This window comes from Caballeronia sp. EK (genome assembly GCF_014384845.1).
GTDB classification, from domain to species: domain Bacteria; phylum Pseudomonadota; class Gammaproteobacteria; order Burkholderiales; family Burkholderiaceae; genus Caballeronia; species Caballeronia jiangsuensis.
The window spans coordinates 373,854-400,809 of the sequence record NZ_JACSUE010000004.1; the positions used below are offsets into that span (position 1 = coordinate 373,854).

25 protein-coding genes are annotated in these 26,956 nt (G+C 63.5%); 6 read left to right on the top strand and 19 right to left on the bottom strand.

Annotated elements, in window-relative coordinates:
• Positions 1–17: 17 nt before the first annotated feature.
• From IAG25_RS14040 to IAG25_RS14070, 7 genes are all read right to left on the bottom strand, one after another.
• A complete protein-coding gene (locus tag IAG25_RS14040) occupies positions 18–962 on the bottom strand; it encodes a choline ABC transporter substrate-binding protein (protein WP_187605390.1) in 945 nt (314 codons plus the stop codon).
• A gap of 91 nt (positions 963–1,053) precedes the next feature.
• Positions 1,054–2,046 carry a GlxA family transcriptional regulator gene (locus IAG25_RS14045; protein WP_035502687.1) on the bottom strand — a complete coding sequence of 331 codons (993 nt, stop codon included), beginning with the start codon at positions 2,044–2,046 and terminating at the stop codon, positions 1,054–1,056.
• A 13-nt stretch (positions 2,047–2,059) separates the two neighbouring features.
• Positions 2,060–2,962, bottom strand: coding sequence for a choline ABC transporter permease subunit (choW, locus tag IAG25_RS14050; RefSeq protein ID WP_035502690.1), 903 nt, complete (start codon positions 2,960–2,962; stop codon positions 2,060–2,062).
• Positions 2,955–4,133 (bottom strand): quaternary amine ABC transporter ATP-binding protein, encoded by a 1,179-nt coding sequence (locus IAG25_RS14055; RefSeq protein WP_035502693.1) that lies wholly within the window; start codon positions 4,131–4,133, stop codon positions 2,955–2,957. Before IAG25_RS14055 ends, choW begins: the two co-directional genes overlap by 8 nt.
• A gap of 458 nt (positions 4,134–4,591) precedes the next feature.
• Positions 4,592–4,744, bottom strand: coding sequence for a hypothetical protein (locus IAG25_RS14060; RefSeq protein ID WP_167357790.1), 153 nt, complete (start codon positions 4,742–4,744; stop codon positions 4,592–4,594).
• Positions 4,745–4,995: 251 nt separating this feature from the next.
• On the bottom strand, positions 4,996–6,012 hold the full coding sequence (locus tag IAG25_RS14065; RefSeq protein WP_187605391.1) for a hypothetical protein: 1,017 nt from the start codon (positions 6,010–6,012) through the stop codon (positions 4,996–4,998).
• 214 nt (positions 6,013–6,226) lie between these two features.
• Positions 6,227–6,910, bottom strand: coding sequence for an MgtC/SapB family protein (locus IAG25_RS14070; protein ID WP_187605392.1), 684 nt, complete (start codon positions 6,908–6,910; stop codon positions 6,227–6,229).
• Between the two features lie 124 nt (positions 6,911–7,034).
• Between IAG25_RS14070 and IAG25_RS14075 the strand changes: the two genes are divergently transcribed.
• Positions 7,035–8,147 carry an AGE family epimerase/isomerase gene (locus IAG25_RS14075; protein WP_187605393.1) on the top strand — a complete coding sequence of 371 codons (1,113 nt, stop codon included), beginning with the start codon at positions 7,035–7,037 and terminating at the stop codon, positions 8,145–8,147.
• A 6-nt stretch (positions 8,148–8,153) separates the two neighbouring features.
• Here IAG25_RS14075 and IAG25_RS14080 read toward each other — a convergent pair whose 3' ends face one another.
• Positions 8,154–9,695, bottom strand: a complete 1,542-nt coding sequence (locus IAG25_RS14080) for a methyl-accepting chemotaxis protein (RefSeq protein ID WP_187605622.1) — start codon at positions 9,693–9,695, stop codon at positions 8,154–8,156.
• A gap of 272 nt (positions 9,696–9,967) precedes the next feature.
• On the opposite strand from IAG25_RS14080, the gene IAG25_RS14085 reads away from it, so the two are divergent.
• Positions 9,968–10,408: a PaaI family thioesterase gene (locus IAG25_RS14085; RefSeq protein ID WP_187605394.1), complete on the top strand. Its 441-nt coding sequence runs from the start codon at positions 9,968–9,970 to the stop codon at positions 10,406–10,408.
• A 71-nt stretch (positions 10,409–10,479) separates the two neighbouring features.
• Here the strand turns inward: IAG25_RS14085 and IAG25_RS14090 are convergent, their stop codons facing one another.
• From IAG25_RS14090 to IAG25_RS14130, 9 genes are read right to left on the bottom strand one after another with little or no spacing between them, the layout of a single operon-like run.
• Positions 10,480–11,328, bottom strand: a complete 849-nt coding sequence (locus tag IAG25_RS14090; protein ID WP_187605395.1) for an ureidoglycolate lyase — start codon at positions 11,326–11,328, stop codon at positions 10,480–10,482.
• A gap of 40 nt (positions 11,329–11,368) precedes the next feature.
• Positions 11,369–12,112, bottom strand: a complete 744-nt coding sequence (locus IAG25_RS14095; protein ID WP_187605396.1) for an SDR family oxidoreductase — start codon at positions 12,110–12,112, stop codon at positions 11,369–11,371.
• 52 nt (positions 12,113–12,164) lie between these two features.
• Positions 12,165–13,001, bottom strand: coding sequence for an amidohydrolase family protein (locus IAG25_RS14100; RefSeq protein ID WP_187605397.1), 837 nt, complete (start codon positions 12,999–13,001; stop codon positions 12,165–12,167).
• A complete protein-coding gene (locus IAG25_RS14105; protein WP_187605398.1) occupies positions 12,998–14,044 on the bottom strand; it encodes an aldo/keto reductase in 1,047 nt (348 codons plus the stop codon). Before IAG25_RS14105 ends, IAG25_RS14100 begins: the two co-directional genes overlap by 4 nt.
• A 24-nt stretch (positions 14,045–14,068) precedes the next feature.
• Complete coding sequence (locus IAG25_RS14110) at positions 14,069–15,361, bottom strand: UxaA family hydrolase (RefSeq protein WP_187605399.1); 1,293 nt, start codon at positions 15,359–15,361, stop codon at positions 14,069–14,071.
• Positions 15,362–15,370: 9 nt separating this feature from the next.
• The gene (locus IAG25_RS14115; RefSeq protein ID WP_035502721.1) at positions 15,371–15,688 is read right to left on the bottom strand and encodes a UxaA family hydrolase; all 318 of its coding nucleotides are present in this window, start codon (positions 15,686–15,688) and stop codon (positions 15,371–15,373) included.
• Between the two features lie 11 nt (positions 15,689–15,699).
• On the bottom strand, positions 15,700–16,722 hold the full coding sequence (locus tag IAG25_RS14120) for an ABC transporter permease (RefSeq protein ID WP_035502724.1): 1,023 nt from the start codon (positions 16,720–16,722) through the stop codon (positions 15,700–15,702).
• Positions 16,712–18,217 carry a sugar ABC transporter ATP-binding protein gene (locus IAG25_RS14125; RefSeq protein WP_187605400.1) on the bottom strand — a complete coding sequence of 502 codons (1,506 nt, stop codon included), beginning with the start codon at positions 18,215–18,217 and terminating at the stop codon, positions 16,712–16,714. The genes IAG25_RS14120 and IAG25_RS14125 overlap by 11 nt, the downstream gene beginning before the upstream one ends.
• Positions 18,214–19,215, bottom strand: coding sequence for a sugar ABC transporter substrate-binding protein (locus tag IAG25_RS14130; RefSeq protein WP_187605401.1), 1,002 nt, complete (start codon positions 19,213–19,215; stop codon positions 18,214–18,216). Before IAG25_RS14130 ends, IAG25_RS14125 begins: the two co-directional genes overlap by 4 nt.
• A 220-nt stretch (positions 19,216–19,435) precedes the next feature.
• On the opposite strand from IAG25_RS14130, the gene IAG25_RS14135 reads away from it, so the two are divergent.
• Together IAG25_RS14135 and IAG25_RS14140 are read left to right on the top strand one after the other, a co-directional pair.
• Positions 19,436–20,212, top strand: coding sequence for an IclR family transcriptional regulator (locus IAG25_RS14135; protein WP_187605623.1), 777 nt, complete (start codon positions 19,436–19,438; stop codon positions 20,210–20,212).
• Positions 20,213–20,307: 95 nt separating this feature from the next.
• Positions 20,308–20,853, top strand: a complete 546-nt coding sequence (locus IAG25_RS14140) for a hypothetical protein (protein WP_187605402.1) — start codon at positions 20,308–20,310, stop codon at positions 20,851–20,853.
• Here the strand turns inward: IAG25_RS14140 and IAG25_RS14145 are convergent.
• On the bottom strand, positions 20,850–23,276 hold the full coding sequence (locus IAG25_RS14145; RefSeq protein ID WP_187605403.1) for a bifunctional acetate--CoA ligase family protein/GNAT family N-acetyltransferase: 2,427 nt from the start codon (positions 23,274–23,276) through the stop codon (positions 20,850–20,852). The genes IAG25_RS14140 and IAG25_RS14145 overlap by 4 nt on opposite strands.
• Before the next feature lie 296 nt (positions 23,277–23,572).
• Between IAG25_RS14145 and parA the strand changes: the two genes are divergently transcribed.
• Together parA and IAG25_RS14155 are read left to right on the top strand one after the other, a co-directional pair.
• The gene (parA, locus tag IAG25_RS14150; protein ID WP_187605404.1) at positions 23,573–24,235 is read left to right on the top strand and encodes a ParA family partition ATPase; all 663 of its coding nucleotides are present in this window, start codon (positions 23,573–23,575) and stop codon (positions 24,233–24,235) included.
• 24 nt (positions 24,236–24,259) lie between these two features.
• Complete coding sequence (locus IAG25_RS14155) at positions 24,260–25,324, top strand: ParB/RepB/Spo0J family partition protein (protein WP_187605405.1); 1,065 nt, start codon at positions 24,260–24,262, stop codon at positions 25,322–25,324.
• Positions 25,325–25,422: 98 nt separating this feature from the next.
• Here the strand turns inward: IAG25_RS14155 and IAG25_RS14160 are convergent, their stop codons facing one another.
• Positions 25,423–26,778, bottom strand: a complete 1,356-nt coding sequence (locus tag IAG25_RS14160; protein ID WP_187605406.1) for a replication initiation protein — start codon at positions 26,776–26,778, stop codon at positions 25,423–25,425.
• Between the last annotated feature and the right edge of the window lie 178 nt (positions 26,779–26,956).

Genomic DNA, 26,956 nt, shown 5'->3' on the forward strand with positions numbered 1-26,956 from the left:
TCTTCGCATCATTGCGTTCAGTTGCCGGCGACGTAAGCCTTCACCGCCGGCAACCCATCCTTCCCGTCGAACGTCTTCACGCCCGCAAGCCATTTATCGAGCACCGCCGGGTTCGCCTTGAGCCACTCGCGCGCCGCCTTGTTGGCATCGGTCTTGTTCATGATCGGCAGCATCACGTGGTTCTCGATGTCCGTCGTGAACTGCAGGTTCGACACGAGCTTCGCGACATTCGGGCAACGCGTGTCGTAGTCCGTCGGCGTGACGGTCAACACCTTCGCTTCGCCGTAGTTGGGACCAAACACATCGTCGCCGCCGGCGAGATAGTCGATCTTCATCTGCACGTTCATCGGATGCGGCTCCCAGCCCAGGAACACGATCGGCTTCTTCTCGCGAACCGCACGATTCACCTCGACGAGCATGCCCGCCTCGCTCGACTCCACGAGCTTGAACTTGCCGAGCCCGTACATGTTGTTGTCGATCATCTTCTTGATGAGCGCGTTGCCATCGTTGCCGGGTTCGATGCCGTAGATCTTGCCATCCAGCTTGTCGTAGTTCTTCGCGATGTCGTTGAAGTTCTTGATGCCCGCCTGATACGCGTAGTCAGGCACCGCGAGCGTGTACTTCGCGCCCGTCAGATTCGGCGTCGGCAGCACTTTGACTTGATTAGCTTTCCTGAACGAATCGATCATCGGGTCCATCGTCGGCGACCAGTAACCGAGGAACACGTCGATCTGCTTGCTCTTCACGCCCGCGAACGTGATCGGCACGGAAGCGATCGTCTTCGTCGGGTTATAGCCCAGTCCCTGAAGAACGGTCGATGCAAGTCCGGTCGTCGCGGCGATATCCGTCCAGCCGACATCGGCGAAGCGCACGTTCCTGCACGCAGCGGGCTCGGCGGCATTCGCGGCGTAGGCACCCGACAGCATCGCTGCAATCATCGACGCGATCCACAAACGTTTCATGTATCTCTCTCCCATTTTTTGAAGGCATGGCGCGGCCCGCGCGCGCGACTCGAAAGCCCGCACGAACCGAAGAAAACAGACCAGAAAGACCTCAGGCCGACAAGCGGCGCTCCACGCTCGGCGCGTGCCCGAACTGCGCGCGATACGCCTTACTGAAGTGACAGGGCGAATGGAACCCGCAGATGCTCGTCACACGCGCGATCGACGCATCCGTGTTGCGCAACAGTTCGCGGGCGCGGCGCAAACGCAGCGTCAGGTAGTAATGCGTCGGCGATACGTTGAGGAACATCTTGAACATGCGCTGCAGATGCCGTTGCGACAGATGCACGAGGCGCGCAAGCTCTTCGAGCGACAGCGGCTCTTCGATGTTCGCCTCCATCAGCCGCACCACTTCGACAAGCTCGGCACGCGAGAAGCCGACGCGCGCATCGACGGGAATGTGCTGATAGTCCGTCGATCCGCGTATGCGTTCGACAATGAACTGCTCCGATACCTGCGCGGCGTGCGCCTGTCCGAGCCGCATGCCGACGAGATTGAGCATCAGATCGAGCGGCGCGGTGCCGCCCGTGCAAGTCAGCCGATCGCGATCGATCACGAAGAGCTCGTCCGCGAATCGCACATGCGGGAAGCGCTTGTTGACCGGCGACATGTCTTCCCAGTGCAGCGTGCAGCGATAACCGTCGAGCAGCTTCGCCGCGAGCAGCGCATACGGCCCGGTGCAGATGCCGCCGAGCGGAATGCCCGCTTCATGCGCGCGGCGCAGCAGTTCGATCACCTTATCATCGACATAATCGGCGACATGCCAGCCCGCGCACACGATCAGCACGTCCGGCATGCCCGCCTCGTCGAGCGTCACTGTCGGCTTCACGGTGATGCCGTTGCTCGCGCGCGCCGGCTCGCCCTCCGGCGTGATGATCGACCATCGATAGTGCTGCTCACGGCCCACGTAATTGGCCATGCGCAGCACCTCGACCGCGCTCGTGAACGCGATCATCGAGAAGTTCGGCAGTGTGAGAAAGCCGAAGTGCGCGAGATTGGACAACGGTGAATCGGTAACCGCTGGGACGATCGCGTCGCGCTTCATGGGTCGGACCTTGTCAGCTTTGTTGCGTCGCCGGTTCGCGGCGCACTTTCATCACGCTCTTCAGACCGGAGAACAGCGGGGCGCGCGCCATGCCGGGCGAACGTCCGAAGCTCTCGGTGATGCGGTCGAGAATGATCGCCAGCAACACCACCGACAAGCCGCTCTCGAAGCCGAGGCCGATATCCAGACGCTGAATCGATGCGAGCACGTCGTTGCCCAGACCGCCCGCGCCGACCATCGACGCGATGATGACCATCGACAACGCCATCATGATCGTCTGGTTCACGCCGGTCATGATCGAAGGCAGCGCGTTCGGAATCTGCACCTTGTAGAGCAATTGCCACGGCGTGCAGCCGAACGCCTGACCCGCTTCCACGATCTCGCGATTCACCTGCTTGATGCCGAGCGCGGTAAGACGCACAGCCGGCGGCATCGCGAAGATGACGGTGGCCAGAATGCCCGGCACGCGCCCGAGGCCGAACAGCATCGCGGCCGGAATCAGATAGACGAAGGCGGGCATCGTCTGCATCAGATCGAGGACCGGACGCACGCCCATTTCGACGTACTTGCTCTTCGAGGTCCAGATGCCGAGCGGAATGCCGAGCAACAGGCTGATGAACGTCGACGACAACGTGAGGCCCAGCGTGATGACCATCTGATCCCAGAAGTTCGTCGCGTAGATGAGCAGTAGCGAAGCCAGCACGAACGCGGCGAATCGCCAGCCGACGCGCCACAAGCCGATGCCGACGAAGATCGCCATCAGCAGCCACATCGGAATGGCCTGCAGGCCGTGCTCGATCGCAGCAGCGAACGTTTCGATGACCTTGCCGATGGAGTCGAAGGTCTTCGCGTCGTGATCGAGGAGATAGTGGACGCCGTGGTCCACCCAAGTGCCAAGCGGAATGATTTCAGACATGGGAACCTCGATGGTGCGTAAGAACCTTCAGGACATTGGCCTTGTTGATCGAGCCGCAATACGAACCGTCTGCTTCGACGACCGGCAGCGGCGCCGGACTGGCGACCACGCGATTCACGACGTCATCGAGCGCCATGCTGCGCTGGACGCATTCGATGGGGTTGACCTGCGACGCGGCGTTGCCATTTGCATCGCGTCCGACGAAGCCGCGGATACGGCGCTGTGCATCCAGCACGAAGGCGTAGTCGGCGCTGCCGTTGAGCGTCGCCGCGACGCTCGACGCGTCGATCTGCGGCGCGTGCTTCATGAGCGGCACGGCGTCCGTCTGCATCAGATCGCCCGCGGTCAGATAGCGGCTCGTGTCGATGCCTTCGAAGAACGCTTCCACGTAATCGTCGGCCGGATTGGTGATGATTTCCTGCGGCGTGCCGATCTGCACCACGCGGCCGCCTTCCATGATCGCGATGCGTGTGCCGATGCGCATCGCCTCTTCCAGATCGTGCGACACGAAAAGAATCGTGCGGCGCTGCTCGCGTTGCAGATCGAGCAGCACGTTCTGCATTTCCTTGCGCTTGAGCGGATCGAGTGCGGAGAACGCCTCGTCCATGATCATCAACGATGGATTCACCGCCAGTGCGCGCGCAAGCCCCACGCGCTGCTGCATGCCGCCGGAAAGTTGCGCGGGCAGCTTCTGCGCGAACGGCGCGAGGCCGACCTGCTCGAGCACCGTCATCGCGCGCGCCTCGCGCTCTTTCTTGCCGACGCCCGCGACCTCGAGGCCGAACGCGGCGTTCGAAATAACGGTGCGCTGCGGCATCAGCGCGAAGGACTGGAACACCATGCTCATGTCCTTGCGTCGCAGGGACGTGAGTTCCGAGCGCGGCACGGAGGCCACGTCGCGGCCGTCGATCAGTACCTTGCCGGCAGTCGGTTCGACCAGCCGGTTGATGAGCCGGATCAGCGTGGATTTCCCCGAGCCGGACAGGCCCATGAGCACGAAAATCTCGCCTTCCTTGACGTCGAAGGAGACGTTATGGACGCCGACGATCTGTCCGGTGCGCTTGAAGACTTCTTCCTTCGTTGCGCCTCCGGCCAGCATGTCCAGCGCCTGTTTGGGACTATTGCCGAATACTTTGCATAGTCCTTCGACTACGACCTTGGGGGAATTCATCGAATATCTCCTGGCGTGGGCGGACGCTCGTCCGCGCTGTGCATACATAGTTGCCAGAAAAAAGTCACATCAGCCGACTATTTGCGACAACCACATGTGGAAATACGACACCGGAATAAGGACGAAAGTGCCAATCCGGAAGCGGAGCCTTGCTGGACAAGGGTTTGCGGGGAATGAAGTGAACGATCTTGCGATTTTCGACGTGTCGCGCAGATACAAGTCGCGAGGTCATTTTGCGATGCAGGCGGCTTGCGATGTGGCCGTCGGCAAGACGAAAGGAAAGAGAAACTGGCGTCGCGCGCGAATCGCGGGAGCGGGATGCGTCCGGCAAGAAAGCCGAAGCTGTATGAAAACTGCTAGAAAAACTACAACAACAGGAGAAACTGGCGGGCGGGTCGTACGGCGTGTGCCGTCGTGTATTGCTTGTGTTCTGTTTCCCGCGCCGCCTCAGCTACGCATTACAGACGGATGCCGAAAGCGGTGCCGCGTGCCTTGCGTTGACGCTCGGATTCACGGAAACGTGCTTGATACGAGTAGTCTTTGTCCATCGGCAGGTGCGCCGATTCGAACATCGAAGCGAATTTTTGCAGCAGGGCGAAGAGGTAGCTCATGACTGACTCCGGTTAGTGATAGAGGGTTTTCCCTTAGAGAGAATTATAGGGTTACCCCTAAGCAATTTCTAGTGCAATGCAACATTTCTTGGAAGAAACCTGGTAGTTTTTCTACCAAATTGCCGATTTGGGCTATTCGAAAAAGAGGGACGGGCCGGAAAGGGCCGCGTGGCGGACATCGGATGACAAGGCGAACGAAGCCGCGACACGCCGCCGCGGAGCGGGGTGTCGCGGGAATGTGACAGCGAGGATCAGCGTGCGGAGGAAATGGCGTGGTGATGCGCGTGCCGAACGTGCTTTTTCAGCGCGGAATCAGGCTGCGCGGCGCTGACGGGCTGCATCGGCGAGGCGTCTTCGGAATCGCGCGCGATTGCGGGCGCGCGTTGCATGCCGACGGTCGCGGAATCGGTGTCGAACAACGAAGCGAGCGTCGCCTGCTGGTTGAGCATCAACTGCTCCGTGCGGTCCTGCTGCAACTTGCCGTCGTGGCTCATGCGCAGCAACACGGCCGTCTGCGCGATGCCGGTCGCCACCGTGACGAGCATCACGCAGACGATGATCGTCAGCATCGTCTTCATGCGACGCGAGTGCGCCGCGGCGGACGTGCGCTGCTCGGCGATCACCGCATAGAGCGCGTCGATGGTGTCCGCGAACGCCGTCGCGCGGGCGCGGTCGAGTTCGGGCGCGACGACGTCGCGGGCGCTGGCCTTCGCGAGCGGCTCAGCGGCGTTGCGTTCCCCACGATCTCCGCGATCACGTCGATCGCTCGCGATCAGCGCGGACGCGAGCACAGCCGGCGACGGCGCTGCACTCTCCGGAGCGACGCAAGTACTGATGCTCGCCGATCGCGTCGCGGCAGCGGCGATCGCGCCGGTCTTCCCGGCGGATCTGCTCTCGTCCGGCCGCGGCGTATCGACATCGGGCAAATCGTCCTGAAACAGGCCCTGCGCTGGCGCGAGCGCCGTCACGCTTGCGCGCGCCGTGCGTTTCGCGACGGCGGAATCGGCCGAATTGCCGCCCGGCGACGCCGTTCCCCCGTTCGATTGCACCGCCGCGAGAAACACGTCCGGCAACTCGAAACCTTCGAACGTGCCCTGGCGGATATCGGTGTTCATCGCCTGAAGATGCGCACGTTCGGCGTCTTCGGCGAACAGGTCGAGCGTTTCGCCGCCGCGCGCGCCTTCGCTCAACTGCGCGAGACGCTGCGCCGAGCGCGCGGCGCGGGCAAGCTTCTTTTCGGTGTCGACACTGACTTGCGTGACCTGCACTTCATGCGTTTGCGCTGCGCGCCGGCGACGGGACGGTGCGGCCGAGTCGCCCCGGCGCGCGTCGGGATCTCTCTTTACTGCGGAATCTGGCATAGGTTCGAAAGGCGGCGGCCTCTATGGCCGGCGCACAAGGCACGCCGGCGCTTCGGCGATTATTTCGAGAGGCCGCATTGTCGCATGGCCGCGTGCGCAAACCAGCATCCTGACGGCGATTTCAGGTCGCATCGTCCTCGCGAAACTCGCGCACCACATCGAGTTGCCGCAAACGTTCGCAGATCGCCTGATATTCCATCGCCGATGCGCGCGACAGTTCCACCCGCACCTCGTCCAGATCGGGCGAATCGTCGCTTTGTTGCACGACGAACTGCTTCACGCGCACGCTGCCAGGGCCTAGCGCTTCGTGCAGCGCATGAAACGAGAGCGAGCCGCGATCGACGAGCATCGTCAGTTGCCGGCGCTGCTTCACGCTGATGAAGCGGCGTTCGAGCGGCTTGATGCCCGCGAGGATGATCAGGATGATCGCCGTCGCCGCGATCGACGCCGTGTAGAGCCCGCCGCCGACCGCCAGCCCGATCGCCGCGACCGACCAGAGGCTCGCGGCCGTCGTCAGCCCGCGGACGATTTCACCGCGCAGCAGGATCGAGCCTGCGCCGAGAAAGCCGATGCCCGACACGACCTGTGCCGCGACCCGCGACGGATCCAGCACGACGTGTTCGTACTTCAGCGCATCCGCGAAGCCGTACGCCGACACGATCATGATGAGCGCCGAACCGACGCACACGAGCATGTGCGTCCGCAGCCCGGCCGCCCATGAGAGGCGCTCGCGCTCGAAGCCGATCACGCTGCCGAGCGCGGCGGCCATCACGAGTCGCGACACCAGTTCCATATTTCCCAACATGTTTTAGTCCTCCTCGCGGTGAGAAGCCCAAAGACGCGCCGCGCTTCGGGCCGCGTTTGCTATTCTTTCCAGTTGCGTGTGCCGCGCAAGGCTGCGCGCCCCTCGAAACAATAAGAGTGTTCTCATGCAGGATCAGCAATCGAACGCTTCGTCGTTCATGCAATCGACGAACCCGGACTCCGCCGCACAGCTGCGCGCGCATTACGCGAACACCGTGCTGCCCATATGGCGCGGGCCCGGTTTCAACGCGACGCTCGGCCTCGCGTATGAATCCGTCGCGCCGGGCGATCATGCGCCGCTGCCGCCGAAGCGTTATCGCGCGATGGCCTGCGCGCGCCAGCTATTCGTGTTCTCGGAAGCCGGCGATCTCGCGCACGCCGCAACGCTCTTCGAGTCGCTAAGGCACTATTTTCAGGACAAGCAGAACGGCGGATGGTTCTACAGCGTGGATGCAGGCGGCGCGCCGCTCGAACGCCAAAAGGATCTCTACACGCATGCGTTCGTCGTTTTCGCGTGCGCGCATTACGCGAAGAAGAGCGGTTCCGCCGACGCCTTCGCGCTGCTCGATGAAACGTCGCGGCTCGTCGAAGTGCGCTTTTCGAGCGGCGGCGATCTGCTGAACGCGGTGCTTGCCGAGGATTTCGGCGCGACGATCGAAACGCCGTTGCAGAACCCGCTCATGCATCTCGCCGAAGCGTGGCTCGCCGCGCGCGACGCAACCGGCGACGCCGCCTACGACCGGCGTCTCGCGCTGCTCGCGCAATCCGTCGCGGACGCGTTCGTGCACGCGCCGAGCGGTTCCATCGCCGAATTGCCGATGGGCACGGCGGGCAACCGGCTGGAGCCGGGGCATCAGTTCGAGTGGTACTTTCTGGCGCTCGGCAGCGGACATCCCGCGTTCGAGGCGGCAGGGCTCAACGAAGGACTCGCGCGTGCGTTCGATTTCGCCCGGCAATGGGGCGTCGATAAGGAAACAGGCGGCGTGGTAGCCGCCATCGACGAAGCCGGCCATGTGATCGACGGCACGCAGCGTATCTGGGCGCAGACCGAGTATCTGCGCGCGCTGGCCACGCGCGGCGATGCCGTCGGTGCACAAATCGAGCGTTTTCGCGCGCGCTTTCTGCATGAAACCGGCTGGGTCGAATGCCGCTCGGCTCAGGGCGAGATCAGCCGCGCCGAAATGCCGTCGACGACGCCGTATCACCTCGCGACGTCGTACGCGGCGCTGCCGCTCTGAACCCGCTCAGGCGAGCTGGAACACCGAGACAGCCGCCTTCAGTTGCCGCGTCTGCTCGTGCAGCGACGACGCGGCCGCCGCGGCCTGTTCGACGAGCGCCGCGTTTTGCTGAGTCATTTCGTCCATCTGCGTGACGGCCTGATTGACCTGCTCGATGCCCACGCTCTGCTCCAATGACGACGCGCTGATCTCCGCCATCATCTGCGTGACGCGCGAAATCGACGCCGATACTTCACGCATCGCCGCGCCCGCGCGCTCGACGAGCACGGAGCCGTCGCTCACCTGCGCGACCGATTCGCCGATCAGTTCCTTGATTTCCTTCGCCGATTGCGCCGAGCGCTGCGCGAGGCCGCGCACTTCGCCCGCCACGACCGCGAAGCCGCGCCCCTGCTCGCCCGCGCGTGCCGCCTCGACGGCCGCGTTCAAGGCGAGGATGTTGGTCTGGAACGCGATGCCGTCGATGACCGAGATGATCTCCGCGATCTTGTCCGAACTCGACGCGATGCCGCGCATCTTCTCGACGACATCGTCCACCACGCTCGAACCGCGTGACGTCGCGTTCAGCGCTTCGCCCGCGAGCGTGTTCGCCTCGCGCGCGTGCTCCGCGTTCTGACGCACCGTCGCCGTCAGCTCTTCCATGCTCGATGCGGTTTCTTCGAGCGAAGCCGCCTGATTCTCCGTGCGCGCGGACAGATCGGCGTTGCCGCTCGCGATTTCATCGGCGCCGAAGTTGATGGAATCGGACGTCTCGCGCACGGTCTTCACGGTGCTCGCGACGCTTGCCTGCATGGTCGCGAGTCCCGCGAACAAGCGGCCGATCTCGTTCGTGCCGCGATCTTCGATGCGCTCGTCCAGACGCCCGTTCGAAATGCGCTCGAAATGGCGGCCCGCTTCCTCCAGCGGCTGAATCACGCCACGGCGCAGCGCGACGTGCACGAGCGCGATCCCCGCGACGAGCGCCACCAGAATCACGATGCCCACCGCGCGGAACCACGCGTAACGCGTGTCGATCGACGAGAGATAGCCGCGGCCCGCTTCATCGCCGAAATTCACGAAGTTCTGCTGTTCCGCGAGATAGCGGTCCTGGAAACCCTGCGTCGGCTGATCGAGAAACGCCTGGATATTGCCGGCGTCGAGATGCTGGACGAGCTCGCTCAGCGCCTTCGAATATTCGGCGTATTTCGCCTGCAGCGCGGTCGTGCGCGCGGTGTTTTCCTCGCCGGTCTTCGGCGCGTTCAGGAACGCGGTGAACGACTTGTCGGCCGCCGCGATCTGCTCGCGCGCGTGCTGAACGATTTCCGTCGGCTCGGTGCCTCCGCGCACCATACGCGTGCCCGCGCGCGAAAGGTTGATGCGCGCGTCCATCAGATGCTGCGTGGTCTTGTTGACCGCGTTGACCTGCTTCAAGGCGATATCGGACAGGCTGCCGACATCGTCATGCGTACGCGAGAGCGACCAGAAGCCGAGCCCTTCGGTCACCAGTTGAAAGAGACAGAACACCACCAGTACTGCGAGCAAACCCGATGAAACCTTGATCTTTCCGAACATCACTTGCACCCACGCTTTCCGAAATGAGGCCCGCCAGTGCGGGGACAGTGCGGGTTTACGGCAGTCGCGCCGAAAAGCTTGAATCGTTTGCCCGAAGGCGGGTCTATGCGAATGCATCCAATGCGGAGCCCTTCGCGCGACTTCATCGGCGCAGCGTGCAGGTCAGCCGAAACGCACCATTGCACATTTTTTGCGTGACTTCCTTGCAGTGCGCGCGAACGCTTCCTATTGTCTTTGCAGGACGGCACCGAACCCACCCAAGGAGTGTCCGAATGGCCGAAATCGTCGATATCGCGCGCGGTGCGCTGAATGCGCAACCGTTCAGCGCCTTGCTCGGAACCAAGCTGATGCAGGTCGATTCAGCGAGTCTCACGCTGTGCCTGACCATCAGGGATGAGCTAAGGCAACAACACGGCTTCGTACACGGCGGGGTGGTGAGTTATCTCGTGGACAACGCGCTGACCTTCGCGGGCGCGCTGCGGCTCGGGCCGAAGGTCGTCACGGGCGAGTACAAGATCAACTATCTGCGTCCGGCCGTGTCGGGCACGCTGATGGCCCGCGCCCGCGTCGTTCATGCGGGCATGACGCAGGCGACCTGCCAGTGCGACGTCTTCGTCACCGACGGCGGCGCCGAGCGGCTCGTCGCGGTCGCGCAGGGCACGATCACGCGCATCAGCGAAGGCGTCCCCGCCGAACCGGTATTTCACGCCTGATTCTTCAATCTCCGTCCTCCAACGCAAAAAACCTCGCCGCGGCGAGGTTTTTTGTTGGCTGCGCGCGTGCGTTACTGCGCAGCGACGGTCTTCTGCGTCTGCTCGCCGAGGCCCTGAATGCCCAGGCGCACCGTCTGGCCGGCCTTCAGATACACCGCGTTCGGCTTCACGCCCATGCCGACGCCCGGCGGCGTGCCCGTCGAAATGACATCGCCGGGCTGCAGGCTCATCACTTTCGACAAATACGCGACCAGTTGCGCGACCGTGAAGACCATCGTCTTCGTGTTGCCGTTCTGATAGCGCTTGCCGTCGACTTCGAGCCACAGATCGAGCTTCTGCGGATCGGCGACTTCGTCCTTCGTGACGAGCCACGGGCCGATCGGGCCGAAGGTGTCGAAGCCCTTGCCCTTGTCCCATTGCGTGCCGTGCTCGAGTTGCCATTCGCGCTCGGAGACATCGTTGATCACGCAATAGCCCGCGACGTAATCGAGTGCGTTCGCTTCGTCGACGTACTTCGCTTCCTTGCCGATCACGACGCCCAGCTCGACTTCCCAGTCGGTCTTGACCGAATTGCGCGGAATCTCGACGTCGTCGTCCGGGCCGTTGATCGCGCTCGTCCATTTGTTGAAGATGACCGGCTCGGTCGGCACCGGCAGATTCGATTCGGCGGCGTGATCCGCATAATTCAGCCCGATGCACACGAACTTGCCGACACGCCCCACGCACGGCCCGATGCGCGGCTTGCCGTCGACCACGGGCAGCGACGCGATATCGGCCGCGCGCAGTTTCGCCAGGCCCGCTTCGGTCAGCGTCGCGCCGGCGATGTCATCGACGACCTTCGACAGGTCGCGAATCTGGCCCTCGGCGTCCAGCAGACCCGGTTTTTCCTGACCCTTGGGGCCGTAACGAAGCAGTTTCATCTGGTTTGATCCTCCTGGTTCGGAAAAAGAATGAGGGCGGTCAGTTCGACCAGCCGCCATCGATGACATGAATCTGGCCCGTCGTGAACGACGATTCGTCCGATCCGAGATAGAGCGCCAGCGCCGCGATCTCTTCCGCGCGGCCGACGCGCCCCATCGGCTGGCGCGCGACGAACGCAGCCTGAATCTGATCGACGCTCGCGCCCTGCGCCTTCGCCTGCTCCGCGATGCGGTCCTTCAGCGACGGCGATTCCACCGTGCCGGGACAGATCGCGTTGCAGCGGATGCCGCGCGTGACGAAATCGGCGGCGACGGACTTCGTCAGCCCGATCACGGCCGCCTTCGACGCACCGTACACGAAGCGGTTCGGCACGCCCTTCACGCTCGACGCCGCCGACGACATGTTGATGATCGAGCCGCCGCCCTTTTCCAGCATCTTCGGCAGGAACGCGCGAATCGTACGATACATCGCCTTTGCGTTCAGATCGAAGGCGAAATCCCAGTCGTCCTCGCTGGCTTCGAGAATCGAGCCGGCGTGCACGTAGCCCGCGCAGTTGAAGAGGACGTCGATCGCGCCGATTTCGTCGGCCAGCGCGTTGATCGCCTGCGGATCGCGCACGTCGAGCCGATGTACGTCGAAAGACTTCCCCTCGAGCGATTCCGTGCGGATATCCGTCGCGATCACGCGCGCGCCCTGCGCCGCGAAAAGCTCGGCCGTCGCGAGCCCGATGCCTTGTCCCGCCGCCGTGATCAGCGCCGTCTTGCCTGCCAGTCTTTGTACCATCTACTGCTCCAGTCGAAAGTGTTTTTGAGACATGCCGGGTATATCAGCCGTTTCAGAGACGGTAGAACGCGCGGGCGTTCGTGCCGAAAATCGCGGCCTGCGCGGCTTTTTCGAGATGCGACGTGAGGTTTTGGGCCGTGCTGTGCCATGCAGTGTAACTGCCGTTCATGTCGAGCACGGGCCAGTCGCTGCCCCACATCAGACGCTCGGCGCCGAAATGTTCGAGAAGATGCGCGACGTAGGGTTTCAAGGTTTCGTCAGTCCAGTTCTTCCCGGATTCGGTCGCGAGGCCGGAGAGCTTGCAATGAAGTCTTTGCGGCAAGGCGGCGAGTTGCGCGATGCCATCGGCCCAGGGTTGCCAGCCTGATGCAAGACCATCGCGGATCGGCGGCTTCGCGCCATGATCGACCACGACGCGCAAGCTCGGATATCGCTCCACGAATTCGATCAACGAGGGCACATGCCGCGCGAAGATCAACGCATCGAAGGCGAGATCGAGATCGATGAGGCGTTCGATCGCGTCTTCGCGCGGCGCGTGTGCGATCCACGTATCGTCGGGCAGGTCCTGCAACATCGGGCGCACGGCCTTGAACTTCGGTTCGCGTGCGAATTCGTCGATGAACTTCGGTGCATCGGGCGAATCGAGCGGAACCCAGCCGACGACACCCGCGATCGATTCGTCATTGCGCGCGAGGTCGAGCAGATAGCGCGTTTCCTCGAGTGTCGGCGCAGCCTGAACGACGACGGTTCGTTGAACACCGACCGCCTCGCGAAGCGGCGCGAGATCGTCGGGGCCGAATACGCGAAAGAGCGGCTTCATGTCCGGCGTGAGCCATCCGTAGTCGCCGCGCGATGGATCCCAGTAATGCTGATGCGAGTCGATATTCATCGCGGCACCGGCGCGTTCGCGTGAAGCAGACCTTCTGCACGCAACGCGTCCCATAGCGCAGGCGGAATCGGCGTCGCGAACGATGCCGCGTTCTCGCGCACTTCATCCGGCGTGCGCGCGCCCATCAGCACCGTGGCCACGACTTTATGCGCATAAGGAAACTGGATGGCCGCGGTCGCCAGCGCGACGCCATGCGCGCGGCATACGCGCTCCAGCTTGCCGACGCGCTCGACGATGTCCTTCGGCGCATCGCCGTAGTTGAACTTGAGATCGCCGTGCGCGTTGGCATCGAGACCGCGCGCGAGAATGCCCGAATTGAACGCGCCGCCGAGCAGGATGCTCACGCCGCGTTTTTCGCATTCGGGCAGAAGATCGTCGAGCGTGTTTTGTTCGAGCAGCGTGTAGCGGCCCGCGAGCAATGCGCAGTCGATGTCGAATTCGGCCATCGCTTCCATCACCGCCGCGCCTTCGTTCACGCCGAGGCCCACCGCCTTCACGCCGCGCGACTTCTTCAACTCTTCGAGCGCGCGAAAGCCGCCTTCGTCGGTGAGTTGCTTCCAGTAATGCGCGTTCTTCTCGCCATGCGTAACGCGGCCGATGTCATGAATCAGCACGATATCGATATCGATCATGCCGAGCCGCATCTGGCTGTCTTCGAACGAGCGGATGATGCCGTCGTAGGTGTAGTCGTAGATCGCCTGGAAGGGCAGCGGCGCGGCCCAGCCTTCGCTGCCGTCGTCAGGCGTCGTGCGCGGGACGAAGCGCCGGCCGACTTTCGTCGAGATGACGAAATCGCCGCGCGGATGGCGCCGCAGGGCATCGCCCAGACGATGCTCCGCCTTGGTGTGACCATAGTGCGGCGCGGTATCGAAGCAGCGGATGCCGGCGTACCACGCGGCATCGACGGTTGCGCGCGCTTCGTCTTCCGTCAGTTCGTGATACAGCCCGCCGAGCGGCGCGGTGCCGAGCGACAGCGCCGTGACTTCCAGCGCCGTGCGGCCGATCTTGCGCCGGCGCGAAACTGCCTGGGTGTCTCCAGTCATGTGTGCGACCCTCAGTCGATACGTTCAGTTTGAAACGATCTCCACGGTGCGAGACGCCACAGTAACGCGTCCCGCGCCGCCGGGCAAACACGCCGGGCCGACCGGTTCGAAGGTTTTGTAAGTCAGGATGAATTCCTGATGCCCGAGCGCCTCCGACTTCGACGCCGCGCCCGCCGCCACCGCAACCGTGACATCGAAAACTTCGCGCCCTACTTCGTCGAGCGTCGCGCGGCCTTCGAGGATCCGGCCGGCGTCGACGTCCATGTCGCCGGACAGATTGCGATACGTCGATGGATTCGCGCAGACCTTGATGACCGGCGATATCGCCGAGCCGACCACCGAGCCGCGCCCCGTCGTGAAGAGGATGACGTGACAGCCGCACGCGATCAGCTCGCCGATCTCCGCGTTGTCGCTGATATTGGGAAAACCGAAGCGCGGCTCGCCATCGGGGACGACATCGAGCAGATAGAGCCCGCCCGTCGGCGGCACATCGCCCGGCTTGATGATGCCGACGATCGGCGACGCGCCGCTCTTCGAATACGCGCCGAGCGATTTCTCTTCCTGCGTCGTCAGCCCGCCGTCCGCGTTGCCGACGGAGAACGAGCCGTGGCCCATCGTCGTGTAATAGCGCGCGGCCTTCTGCACGCATTCGACGATCGCGTCGCCGAGCTCGGGCCGCGCCGCGCGCCGCTTCATATGGAACTCGCAGCCGACGAGCTCGCCCGTTTCCTCGAAGACGCACGACGCGCCCGCATCGATGAACGCATCGAATGCGCGGCCCACCGCCGGATTCGCCGTGATGCCGCTCGTGCCGTCCGAGCCGCCGCAAATCGTGCCGACGATCAGTTCGTCGAGCGCCATCGGCACCTTCTGTTGCGCCGCGAGCGTCGCGCGCGCCTCGCGCACCCAGTCGAGTCCGTTCTGGATCGTGCTGCGCGTGCCGCCTTTTTCCTGGATCGTCAGCACGGCGGCGGGCCGCCCGCTCGCGCGCACGGCATCCGCGAGATAGTGCTTGTTCATGCTCTCGCAACCGAGCGATACGAATAGCACCGCGCCGACGTTCGGATGCGTGCAGATGCGCTCCAGCATCTTTTCGGCGTAGCTGTTCGGGTAGCAGCCCGGAAAGCCGATCAGATGAACGGGCGATTCGGCTTGCGGATCGAAGGAATCGAAATCATCGAACGATGGCCGAAAGTGCGTGACGATCTCGCGCGCGACGTGATGCGCGCACTCGACGAGATACGCCACCGCGACGACATTGCGGATGCCCTTCCTGCCATCCGCGCGGAGATAGCCTTGCAGTGCGGGACTGTTCATGAGTGTTCTTCAGTGCTGTACGTAAGCGTGCCCGGCGTCGTGCGTATATGTCGGGATGTAGTCGCTTTCCAGATTGTGCGTATGCAGATGCTCGCCGCACGCGACATCGGCATTCACGTGGCCGATGATCGCGCCGTAGCGCAGCACCTTTTCGTCCTTCGACAACGCCCGCCGCGCGAGCTTGTGCGCGAGCTCGATGGTCGTCGCGAGCGTGACGGACTCGCCTTCGATCATCAGCGTTTCGCCAGCCGGCAAACGCGCGCCGGCGATCAGGCAGTTGTCTTCCGGACTCAGCAGAATGAGGCGCGGGTCGGTGGTTTTTTGCATCGTCGATATCGTCAGTTTTGCGCTTCGCCGCCCGCGATTCGCGCGACCATCAGCGAGCCGAGGATGATCGCGCCGTAGATCGCCTGAATCCAGAACGAAGGAACTTGCGCAAGTGTCAGGAGGTTTTGCACGACGCCCAGCAGCAAAACGCCTGACAGTGCGCCGAGCATCGTGCCCTTGCCGCCATCGAGCGAGATGCCGCCGATGACCGCCGCGGCGAACACCGTGAAGATCATGCCGTTGCCCTGATTCGCGTTGATCGCGCCGACATAGCCCGTGACGACCAGCCCGCCGATCGACGCGAGCACGCTGCCCAGAACGAACACGCCCCACGTGATGCGCTCGACGCGAATGCCCGCCGCGCGCGCCGCTTCCGGATTGCCGCCGATCGCGTAGAGCGCGCGCCCGAGGCGGTGGTAGCGCAGCATGAACGCGGCGGCCGCGAACGCCGCCGCCGCGAGCCACACGGAGACGGGCAGGCCGAGCACGAGCGTCGTCGCGAGCGTGAAGAACGACGGCGGCATGTCGAAGAGCGTGCCGCCCTTCGTCGCGCCGACGAGCATCCCGCGCAACACGATCAGCATTGCGAGCGTGACGATGAACGCGTTCAGGCGCAGCCGCACGACCAGAAAGCCGTTGACGAAACCGATCAGCGCGCCGACCACCACGATCGCCGCGAGACCGGCGGCCGCCGGCCATTCGAGACCGAAGCCCGCCGATGCCGCGGGCATCACGAGCATCGCGCCGACGGCGGGCGCGATGCCGACCGTCGATTCGAGCGACAAATCGAACTTGCCCGTCAGCACGATCAGCGATTCGGCGAGCACGACGAGCGCGAGCGCCGCCGACGCGCCGAGAATGCTGATCAGATTCGCCTGCGTCAGAAAGCTCGGGCTGACGAACGCGCCGATCGCGAGCAGCAGCGCGAGTGCGGGCAAGAGCGCGAGATCGCGAAAGCGCGCGAGCTCGATGCGCGGACGCTGGCGCTGCATCGGCAGGCCGGCCATCGCGGAACTGGAAACGTCATGCTTCATGGAGACTCACTCCTTCGACGGATGCGATGAGTTCATGGTCCTGCCAACCGGCAGGGAATTCGGCGGCGATCGCGCCACGGAACATCACGAGGACGCGGTCGCAGGTGCGCAGATCGTCGAGTTCGCCGGAGACGACGAGCACCGCCTTGCCTTCCTCGCGCACCCGTTCGACGACGCCGAGCAGCGCTTCCTTCGATTTCACATCGACGCCCGCTGTCGGATCGATGAGCACGAGCACGTTCGGATCGGTCGCGAGCGCGCGCGCCATCACCACTTTTTGCTGATTGCCGCCCGACAGGCCCGACACGACATGCTCCGGCCCCTGCGTCTTGATGCCGAGCGCCGCGATCATGCGGCGCCCGAACGCGTCCTTCTTCGCCGGCGACGCGATGCCGAAGCGCCCGAGCGTGCGCGCGATCGTCATCGACGCGTTCTCCGCGACGGACTGCGTAAGCACCAGACCTTCGCGATGCCGGTCCTTCGGTACGCAACCGACGCCGCTCGCCAAGGCGCCGGGCACGTCGCCGGGCGTGAGCGTGCGGCCGTCGACGGTGATCGTGCCGCTGCGTTGCGCCTTCAATCCGGCGATGGCTTCCGCGACGCTCGTGCGACCGCTCGTCGTCGCGCCCGTCAGGCCGATGACTTCGCCGCGCCGCACGTCGAAGCTGACGTCGTCGTAGTCGCTGCCCGAGAGCGCGGACACGGAAAGCGCGATCGATGCATCGGCGGGCAAAGGCGCACGCGTCGCGGCATCGGTGACGGCGAGACCGCCTTTTTCGCCCGTCATCGCTTCGATCAGCTTGTCGCGCGGCAACGCCGATACCGGCGCGCTGACGATATGCCGCGCATCGCGCAGAACGGTCACCGCCTGACAGATTTCGTACACCTCCTGCAAGTGATGGGAAATGAACAGGAAAGTGACACCTTCTGTCTGCAACTCTTCGATACGCCTGAAGAGACGCTTGATTTCGTCGCCGTCCAACTGTGCAGTAGGCTCGTCGAGGATGATGAAGCGCGCGCCATACGACAGCGCCCGCGCGATCTCGACGAGCTGCCGCGCCTCGACGGTCAGATCGCCGGCGCGCGCGTCCTCGCGCACATCGATCTTCCAGTGATCGAGCAAGGCGCGCGCATCGCGGCGCATCGTGCGCCAGTCGATCACGCCGCCGCGTTGATGCTGCCGGTTGATGAACAGGTTTTCGGCGACCGACAATTCGCGGATGATCGTCGAATGCTGATAAACGCACGCGACGCGCTCGCGCCATCCATCGCGATCCGCGAGCGGCGGCGCGGGCTCGCCGCCGAAGCGGATCTCGCCGGCGTCGGGACGGCGCAAGCCGGTGATCATCGAGACGAGCGTCGACTTGCCCGCGCCGTTGCGCCCGACGAGCGCGTGCGACTCGCCGGGCAGAACGCGCATCGTGACGTCCGACAGCGCCGCCGTCGAACCGTAGCGCTTGGTCAGCCCAAGCGCTTCCACCACGGGCGCGCTCATTTGATGTTGTTGCCCCAGAGGGACTTGTCGTCGACGTTGGCTTTCGTCACAAGCGGCGCGGGCAACTGGTCTTCCAGAATGCCGGGCGCGCGCTGGACGATCGTGCTGCCGTGATCCGTCGGGCCGGGCTTGAAGGTCTGTCCGGCGAGCGCCGCCTTGATATAGAAGAGGCCGTACTTCGCGTACAGATCGGCGGGCTGCGAGATGGTCGCGTCGATCTCGCCGCGGCGGATCGCATCGTATTCCTGCGGGATGCCGTCATTGCTCACGATCACGATGTGCTTCGGATCGCCCGCCTTGACGAGCAGTTGCTTGCGCCGCAGCGTCTGGAGCGTCGGCGACAGATAGACGCCGCCCGCCTGCATGTAGATCGCCTTCACATCGGGATTCGCCGTCAGCAGGCTGTCGAGCGCGGTCGCGGCGGCGTCGCCCTTCCATGCGGCCGGGATTTCCAGAAGGCTCAGCGACGGATATTTCTTCAGGCACTCGCGAAACGCCTCGGACCGGTCGCGGCCGTTCACCGACGCCAGATCGCCCATGATCTGCACGACCTTGCCCGACTTCACGTGCTCGCCGATGTACTCGCACGACTTCGAGCCGTAGGCGCGGTTGTCCGCGCGCACGACCATCGCCACCTTGCCCTGCGTGGGCGAGACGTCCACCGCGACGACCGGCACGCTCTTCGCCGACGATGCATCGAGCGCCCGGCTGATCGCCGCCGAATCCAGCGGCCCGACGACGATGCCCTTCGCGCCGAGGTTCAGCAGGCTGTTCATGTCGGTGATCTGCTGCGCGGGGTCGCCGTTCGAATTGACGGGCGCGAGGATGTCGAGGCCCATCTCCTTCGCGTATTTCGGCAGGTAGTTGTTGTACGACTGCCAGAACGGCGATGTCAGCAGCGGCAGGCCGAGGCCGACTTTGCCGCTCTCGGCTGCCTGCGCCAAGCCGATGGTGCCGATCGCGGCGATGGCGACGGCGAGTGTCTTCGTGAATCTCATGCGTTTGTCTCCTGATGTGTGCGGTTCTTCGTGACTGCGACGTGGGGCTTCGGGAAACTGCCGGTGCATCTATTCATCAGTGAACGTATTATTCATATACGCACAAACCGAAGTCAAGGACGACGCGCGGCGAAACCGGTCGGTAATTTCCCTAGCCGGTTTTCGTCGACTGACAGAAGGCTTAAACTCGCGCGAATTCATGAACCGACCCAGACAGCCCATGGACGTGGAAGACAACGACGCCGACCGCTATCGCGCGCCCGCCCTCGACAAGGGGCTCGATATCCTGGAATTGCTTTCGGAGCAGAAGTCGGGACTCACGCGCGCGGAAATCACGAAAATGCTCGGGCGCAACGCGAGCGAGATGTATCGGATGCTGGAGCGGCTCGTCGCGCGACAGTACGTCGTGCGCTCGCCCGAGGGCGATCGCTATTCGCTGAGCCTCAAGCTCTATGCGCTCGCGCATCGTCATCCGCCGATGAACCGGCTGATTGCCGAAGCGTTGCCGGTGATGCAGCGTTTCGCCGACGCGGCGGAACAGTCGGTGCATCTCGCCGTCTACGATCGCGGCAATCTGCTCGTCATCGCGCAGGTGGATGGCCCCGGCACGTGGGGCATTTCGGTGCGGCTCGGCTCGCGCGTCGGCCTGATCGATACCGGCTCGGGCCGCGTGATGCTCGCGTTCCAGACCGAAGAGCAGCGTGAGCACATGCTCGCGGAGCACACCAAGGTCAAAGGCGAGCTTGCGCTGGATCGCGCCGTGCTCGACGCCGATTACCAGCGGATTTGCGAACTCGGCTATTCGCAGAAGGAAAGTCAGCAGACCTTCGGCGTGACGGACGTGACATTTCCGCTGCTCGGGCCGTCGGGCCAGGCGATCGCCGCCCTCACCTGCCCGTATATGCGACGTATCGATGAATACGTGGCGCCGTCGATCGACGACGTAACGGCATTGCTCAGAGACGCCGCGGCATCGCTTTCGATGATGCACGACTGAACGGTGCGGGCGGCGCGCGTTAGAATGGCGGCCCTCTCAAAAATGCCGGCGCGCTGCGTTCAGCGTGCAGGCGTGTTCAATTCGACGCACTCCCGATGGCGAAACTCCTTTCCGATTCCGAATTCCTCCGATTCACCGAACTTCAGCAAAAGCAGGCGAACTTCACGATCTCGTCCGACGAAGCCGATGAGCTGCGCGAGATCGTCGCGCGTGCGCAGAAGACGCGCGACGATCGCGCGGCCGCGATGCAGGCGATCGAAACGTATATCGCGCAATTCGACATCACGCCCGACGAGCTTTTCTCGGCCGAGCAGATCGGCGATGCGGCGCGCACCTTCGGCCTGATTCCCGCCGCGAAGAAGGAGCGCACGCTGCCACCGCAACTGACGCACAACGGCAAGCCCTATCAGTGGACGTCGCGCGCGCTGCCCGATGATATCCGCGTACCGCTCTTCGACGCGTTCACGTCGGGTCAATCGGTCAAGCCGTTCATCGCGACATTGAAGGACACGTCGCGCTGCGCTTTGACGATCGCGCGGCTCGAAAAGGAAACGGGAAGTACGTACGCCGAAGCATTGCTCGACGAGCTTTCGCTGTCGCGCGCTCAGATCGACGAAGCGCTGACGAAGCTCGCCGCCTAATCCGCGCGCGGCTGTGCTGGTGCATCGCACAGCCGCATCCTGAAACCGACGACGCCCGGATCTTCCGTCTTCGTCAACTCGAAGCCGCTATTGCGTGCGAGCGCGATCATGCCGGCGTTCTCGCGCAAGGCTTCCCCGACCATCCAGCGCGTGCCGCGCTTCTTCGCGTAATCGATGATGCGCGACAGCAGCAACGATCCCAATCCCCTCCCCTTCATATCCGAGCGTGCGGCGACGGCGAACTCGGCGGTCTCGTTGTCGGGATCCGCGATCGCGCGCGCGACGCCGAGCGTCTCGCCCGTGCCTTCGCCATTCGCCCGCGTGACGATCAACGCCATCTCGCGGTCGTAGTCGATCTGCGTCATGCGCGCGAGTTGCGAGTGATCGAAGCTGCGGACGGCGCCGAAGAAACGCAGACGCAAATCTTCGGCCGTATTGGCGGCGACGAAAGCCGCATGCGCTTCTTCGTCTTCGGGGCGAATCGGCCGCACGGTGACGCGCATGCCGCGCCAGTCGAGCGTCTCTTCGAGGCAGCGCGGATACGGCACGATCGCAAGCGGCTTGCGATGCGCGCCGAGCGTGAGTTGCGGCTCGTGAACCGCAACCGAATCGCGCGTGACGCGCAGGGTGAGCCGCAGCGCGACGATTTCCTCGACATAGCAAACCAGTTGCGATAGCGCGGTCAGCGCGTTGAGCAGCGTCTCGGCGGGCAGCTCGCGCGAGCGCGGCGAGCGCATGACGAGATCGCGCGCCAGCACGGGGTTGAGCGGCGGTAACGCGAACTCGTGAAGCGCGTCCGCGAGTCCGAGCGCGCCCTCGGCCCTGAATTCGAACACTGGACCGAACACGCGATGATTGAGCAGCCGCGTCTGAATTTCGACGGCATCGCTCGTGAGCGAGTCAGGCGGTCCCGGCTTAACCGTGATGCCGAAGCGACCGAACACGCGCGCCGCACGTTCGCCATTCAATTCGGCGATGCCGTTTTCGAGTGCGCTTCGAATCTCGCATTGCGCGGCGTCGATCTCTTCCGGAATGTCGACGGGGAGGCCGTCGGGGGTTTGCATCAACAGTTCGCGGCCTTGCCGGAAATCGACGAGGCGCGCGAAACCGCGTGCAAGCCGATGCGGCGTCGTGTGCACCGGAATGCCGTTCGCGTGCAGTTCGTCGCGTGTGGCCGCATCGACGCAGCCGAAAAAGCACGCCAGCAATCCACGATAAGCGTGACGCCGCTCGGCGATCAATATGCGCGCGACGTCCGCAACGGGCGCGCTGTGCGTCGGCGCATGCACGACGAACACGGTGCCGGTTTCGCGGTGCGATGCGAGCGCTTCGAGCGCGGCGCCGAAGTCGGCGGGTGTGGCATCGTCGCCGAGAAGAAGCGGGTTGCCCGCACGGGCGCGAGGCAGCGCGGCGGCAACGGCATCGCGCGCGGCGGTCGGCCAATGCGCGAGATCATCGCCCGAGGCGCTGAACGCGTCCTGCGCGAGCGTCGCGACGCCACGGTCGCTCGTGATGACGGTCGCGACATCGCTCGCCGCCACGCGGCCGATGCCGAGCGTTTCGATTTCGTCGAGCAGGTCGTCGAGTGAGTCGACACGGACGAGTCCGGCACGACGGAAGGCCGCGCCGTAGAGACGATCGAACGGATCGTCGCGACCGGTGCGAAGCACGAGCACAGGCTTGTTTCGCGCCGCGGCGCGCGCGGCAGACATGAACTTGCGCGCCGAGCGGACGGTTTCTATGGCGAGCAGGATTGCGCGCGTCGATGCATCGCTCGCGAGGAAGTCGAGGATGTCGCCGGAATCGACATCGGCTTCATCACCGAGCGCGACGATGCGCGAGAATCCGAGCCCGCGCGCGCGCGCCCAGCCCAGCACGCCATTCGTCAGCGCGTTCGATCCGGATACCCACGCGACGCCGCCAGATTTGACGCTGCATGCGGGCGCGCCGAGACATGCGCCGATCGCGGGCGTCACCACACCGAGACTGGCAGGCCCGATGATGCGCACGAGGAAAGGACGCGCGGCCGCCAGCGTACGAACGGTCCATTCATCCGCTTCGGCGGCGAACGATTGCTGCTTGTCCGGCGATGATGACGCCCTTCCTCGCTGCGTCGCTTCGCCGACGATCACCACCGCTTTCGTTCCACGCCGGCCCAGACGCTCGACCAGGTCCGGCCACGTGCGCGGGCGTGTGCAGAGTACGGCGACGCTCGGCGCTTCGGGCAGCGCATCGATGTCCGCGTACACGACTTCGCCACCCAGCGAGTCATGCTTCGGATTGACCGGCCAAAGAGCGCCTTTGAATCCCGCGCACTGAGTCCGCGTCCATACCATCTCGCCGATGCTGCCCACGCGCGACGAGGCCCCCACGATAGCGATCGATTTCGGCGCGAACAGGATATCCAGGTTGCGAACGGTCATGACGGCTCCGGCGCGAGCGGCAGTTGGGTCAGCGCTTAGGATAGGCGATTTTGTTTTGGGGGTGATGGCTGAGATTGGGTTCCTGGGGGGCGACTTTATGCGCATAAAGTCTGGCGGGCACGGAGGGGAATTCCCGGTTGATCCTTCGAGGCTCCGTCGCCGTCGACACGGCTGCGACGACTTTATGCGCATAAACCTCGGCCGAATGGCTAACGAAGTTCATTTGTTGCGTTTATCACTGGAAAAATAACTACGCCAATGTAGAATTCAACGAACTTCAAAATTCGGAGCAAAACGTGGCGGCGGAAATCATAGCGATCACGCAGCAGAAGGGCGGTGTCGGCAAAAGCACGATTGCGATGCACCTCGGTGCGGCCTTTCACGAAAAGAAGAAGCGTGTGCTGGTGGTCGACGCGGATGGTCAGAACACCTTGATACATTGGTCGAGCGCCGCATCGGATGGGTCGAGCGGCATCCCGTTTCCGGTGGTCAATCTGTCTGAAGCGGGAGGGCAGATCCACCGCGAGATCAAGAAGTTCGTCAACGACTACGACATCGTCGTAGTGGATTGCCCACCGTCGATTACCGAGAAGGTGTCCGGTGTCGTGCTGCTGGCGGCGAGCGTCGCGGTGATTCCGACTTCTTCGTCGCCGGCGGACTACTGGTCGAGCGTCGGTCTCGTCAAGCTCGTACAACAAGCACAGGTCATGAACGAAGACCTACGCGCTGTCTTCCTTCTCAACAAGACGGAAGAGAAGCGCATGCTCACACGCGAACTCAAAGTCGCGCTCGAAGAGCTCGGCTTCCCATTGCTCAAAACCCAGATCCCCACACGCGAGTGCTACAAGCAGGCGATGGCGCTCGGAGTGACCGTCCTTCAAATGAGCGATCGCGGGTCGCGCCTAGCGGCGGCGGAAATCCGCGCCGTGGCGGATGAAATCCTCGGCATGCTCGCCTGACTTTATGCGCATAAAGGACCCTGTATGAAACCATCCCAGTTTGCGAAGGGCTTCAAGGCTCGCCCCGATTCGACAAGCAGCGAGAAGCGCACGGCGCTTGATCGTCTCAATGCGATCGATGGCATCGTCGACATTCAGCACGCAGGGCAGGCTGCGGCGAATGGTCGATCGAGCGCCTTCGTCGCTGAAGATCCCGCCGACGTCAACTCTGGGCCGGAATCCGACGAATATCGGACCTGGAGGCGCGCCAACCGTTATACGAGCGGCCAAGTGATCGAGTTGCCGCTCAAGTCGATCAAGCCCAGCCCGTTCAACCCGCGCCATTTTTATCTCAAGACTTCCATTGCGGAACTGGCCGTCAACCTCGCAAAGCAGGGACAGCAGCAGGCGATTCACGTCATCCCCGACTATGAAAGTCCGGGAACGTTTTTCGTCAGCGATGGCGGCCGGCGCGTGCGAGCGCTGAAAGAGGCGAATAAGGATACGGTCAAGGCGGTGGTCGTCGATCTGCCGATCGGCATTCAGAGCTACAAGCTGGGTTATGACCTGAACGTCCAGCGCGACTCGCAGACCGTGTTCGACAACGCGGTAGTCTGGCGGCGCTTCCTCGACGAACAGCACTTCCAGAGCCAGCGCGAACTGGCCGATCACCTGGGCCTTGACGAATCCACGATCGCCGTAGCGTTGTCCATCGCGAAGCTTCCGGAAAACGTCATGCACGAGATGGTCGCGCGACCAGATCGATTCGGCTCGAACATGGCCTATCAGATCGCCCGCTATCACACGGCCCGCGGCAGCGACGCCACGCTGCGGCTTATCAACAAGATCACCTCGGACGACCTGAGTACGCGTCAGGTCGCCGACATCGTCAAGGGTCGCGCGAGCGCTCAGGAAACACCGAAGACGCCGAGCCGCCAACGCTATGCGCAACGTCTCGAGATCAAGCTGGATGGCATTGCGGTCGGCGATCTGAAGTCATACGGTGAAGATCGTCTCGAACTGCGCTTGCGGGGTTTGTCGCGGGAGAAGCGGGACGCGCTCCTGCATCAGATCGAACTCATGCTTCAACCGGTCGACGCCGAGAAGTGATGTAACGATGGCCGCCGAGATGATTCTCTAGCGGCCTTTTCTGATTTCGGGGTCCGTCCTCTGACCGCTCCGGCGGCAGCAGCCCTCATGCGACGAGATCAGCGCGACTGACTCAGCGTAAATGCCAGCAAGTCGCCATCCGTCGGCTCACCCCATGTCCTTCGGGCCAGCCAGTCGAAAAAGGACGTCTCGGCGAGCTTCGAATCCAGTCCGCGCTTGCGCCAATCGTCGCGCATGTGCGTGCCCAGGCCCGGCAGCACATCTTCCTCGAACGACTGGCGCGCGATCTCCCGTTCTTCCTCACCTTGCTCGTCGTACAGCACGCGCGCTTCCTTGCGACGATAAGCCGAAAATTCGCTCAATAATCGGGCTTTGAGATCGTCGGCGCCGGAGACGGTCGCCGGCGCGCGCGTCGCCGTTCCGCTCGTTGCCGAAGGCAGCGCCTCGACCGGCGGCGCGTAGCCCTTCTTAAGCGCGTCCTTGAAAAGTGCGGCCGCGCTGCGAACCGGCGGCAAGGTCGTGCTGCGCATCCGCTGCTCCGTCATCTGCAAGGCGGCGCGGATACGGTTTTCCTCGCTGTCCGCGTAGAGCGTCTGCGCATCCTTCAGCGGAATGCCGATCTTCACCATCCGATCCACGAGCGTGCTGTCGAAAACATTCGGATGTTCGTCGAGCGCGAGCATCGGCTGCTTGCGTTCGGTCACTCGGAACTGAATTTCAGCGACTCGCCGTCCTTCACGATGTTCAACCAGCTCGACGAAGATGTTCGTCACCGCATTCACTTCGGCGATCGCGGGGCGCAGATAATCGCGCTTGAAGTATTTGTACTCGCGCTTGGCCTCGTCGCCGGCTTCGGTGTCAGGGGTGCCGGAAAGAATCGGACGCCACCACTCCCACGTTTCGCGCATCGTCAGATGACTGGGATTGGTCAGATAGCGAACGCAGATCTCGTAGAGCGCGAGGCCAGCGCTGCTACGCAACTGGCTTTGAAATTGCAGGCTCAGCCGCGCGTATTGGACGGGGTCCAGCAGTTTCTTCTTGATCTTGGGCGCGAACGAGAATTCGACCCACACGCGGCGTGTCGTTGGATCCTCGAGAATTTCGGCGTCGGCGATCAGCGTAGAAATTCCCCATTTCCGACCGGGCTTCTGGCTCGACGTGCCAGTACTCCACTCGACCTGCACTGACACCATGCGACGCAAATGCTCTTTGACGAGTGCAGTATCGTTCGAATCGAACGCAGAGTTCGCGACGATATCGGATAGCAGCGCGCGATACGTGTCGCCGGCGTCGTCGGCTTGCTGAGCGACCGCGAGAAGCACGTTGAAGAGCTTTCTCGTGAGCAGCGTAATTTTGCCGCTCTTCGGTTGAATCGCAATGGCCTCGACCGCCTTGCGCAATTCCGCCGAACTCGGGCTGACTACGTCGGTTTTCTTTGCGCGCTTGGTGGCCATGAAATGGTCAGAATCGATATTGCGAGCAAGGATACCGACCGGGGTGAACGACGTCTATAGGGGAGTCTTCACCTTTGCGGGGTGATGGTGGACCGAGCGATTCGACTCACTGCGGTGCGCTCCCGTAAACCCTCACCGCTCACCAATCGGATTATTCTCATATCTGCAGATTCCACGC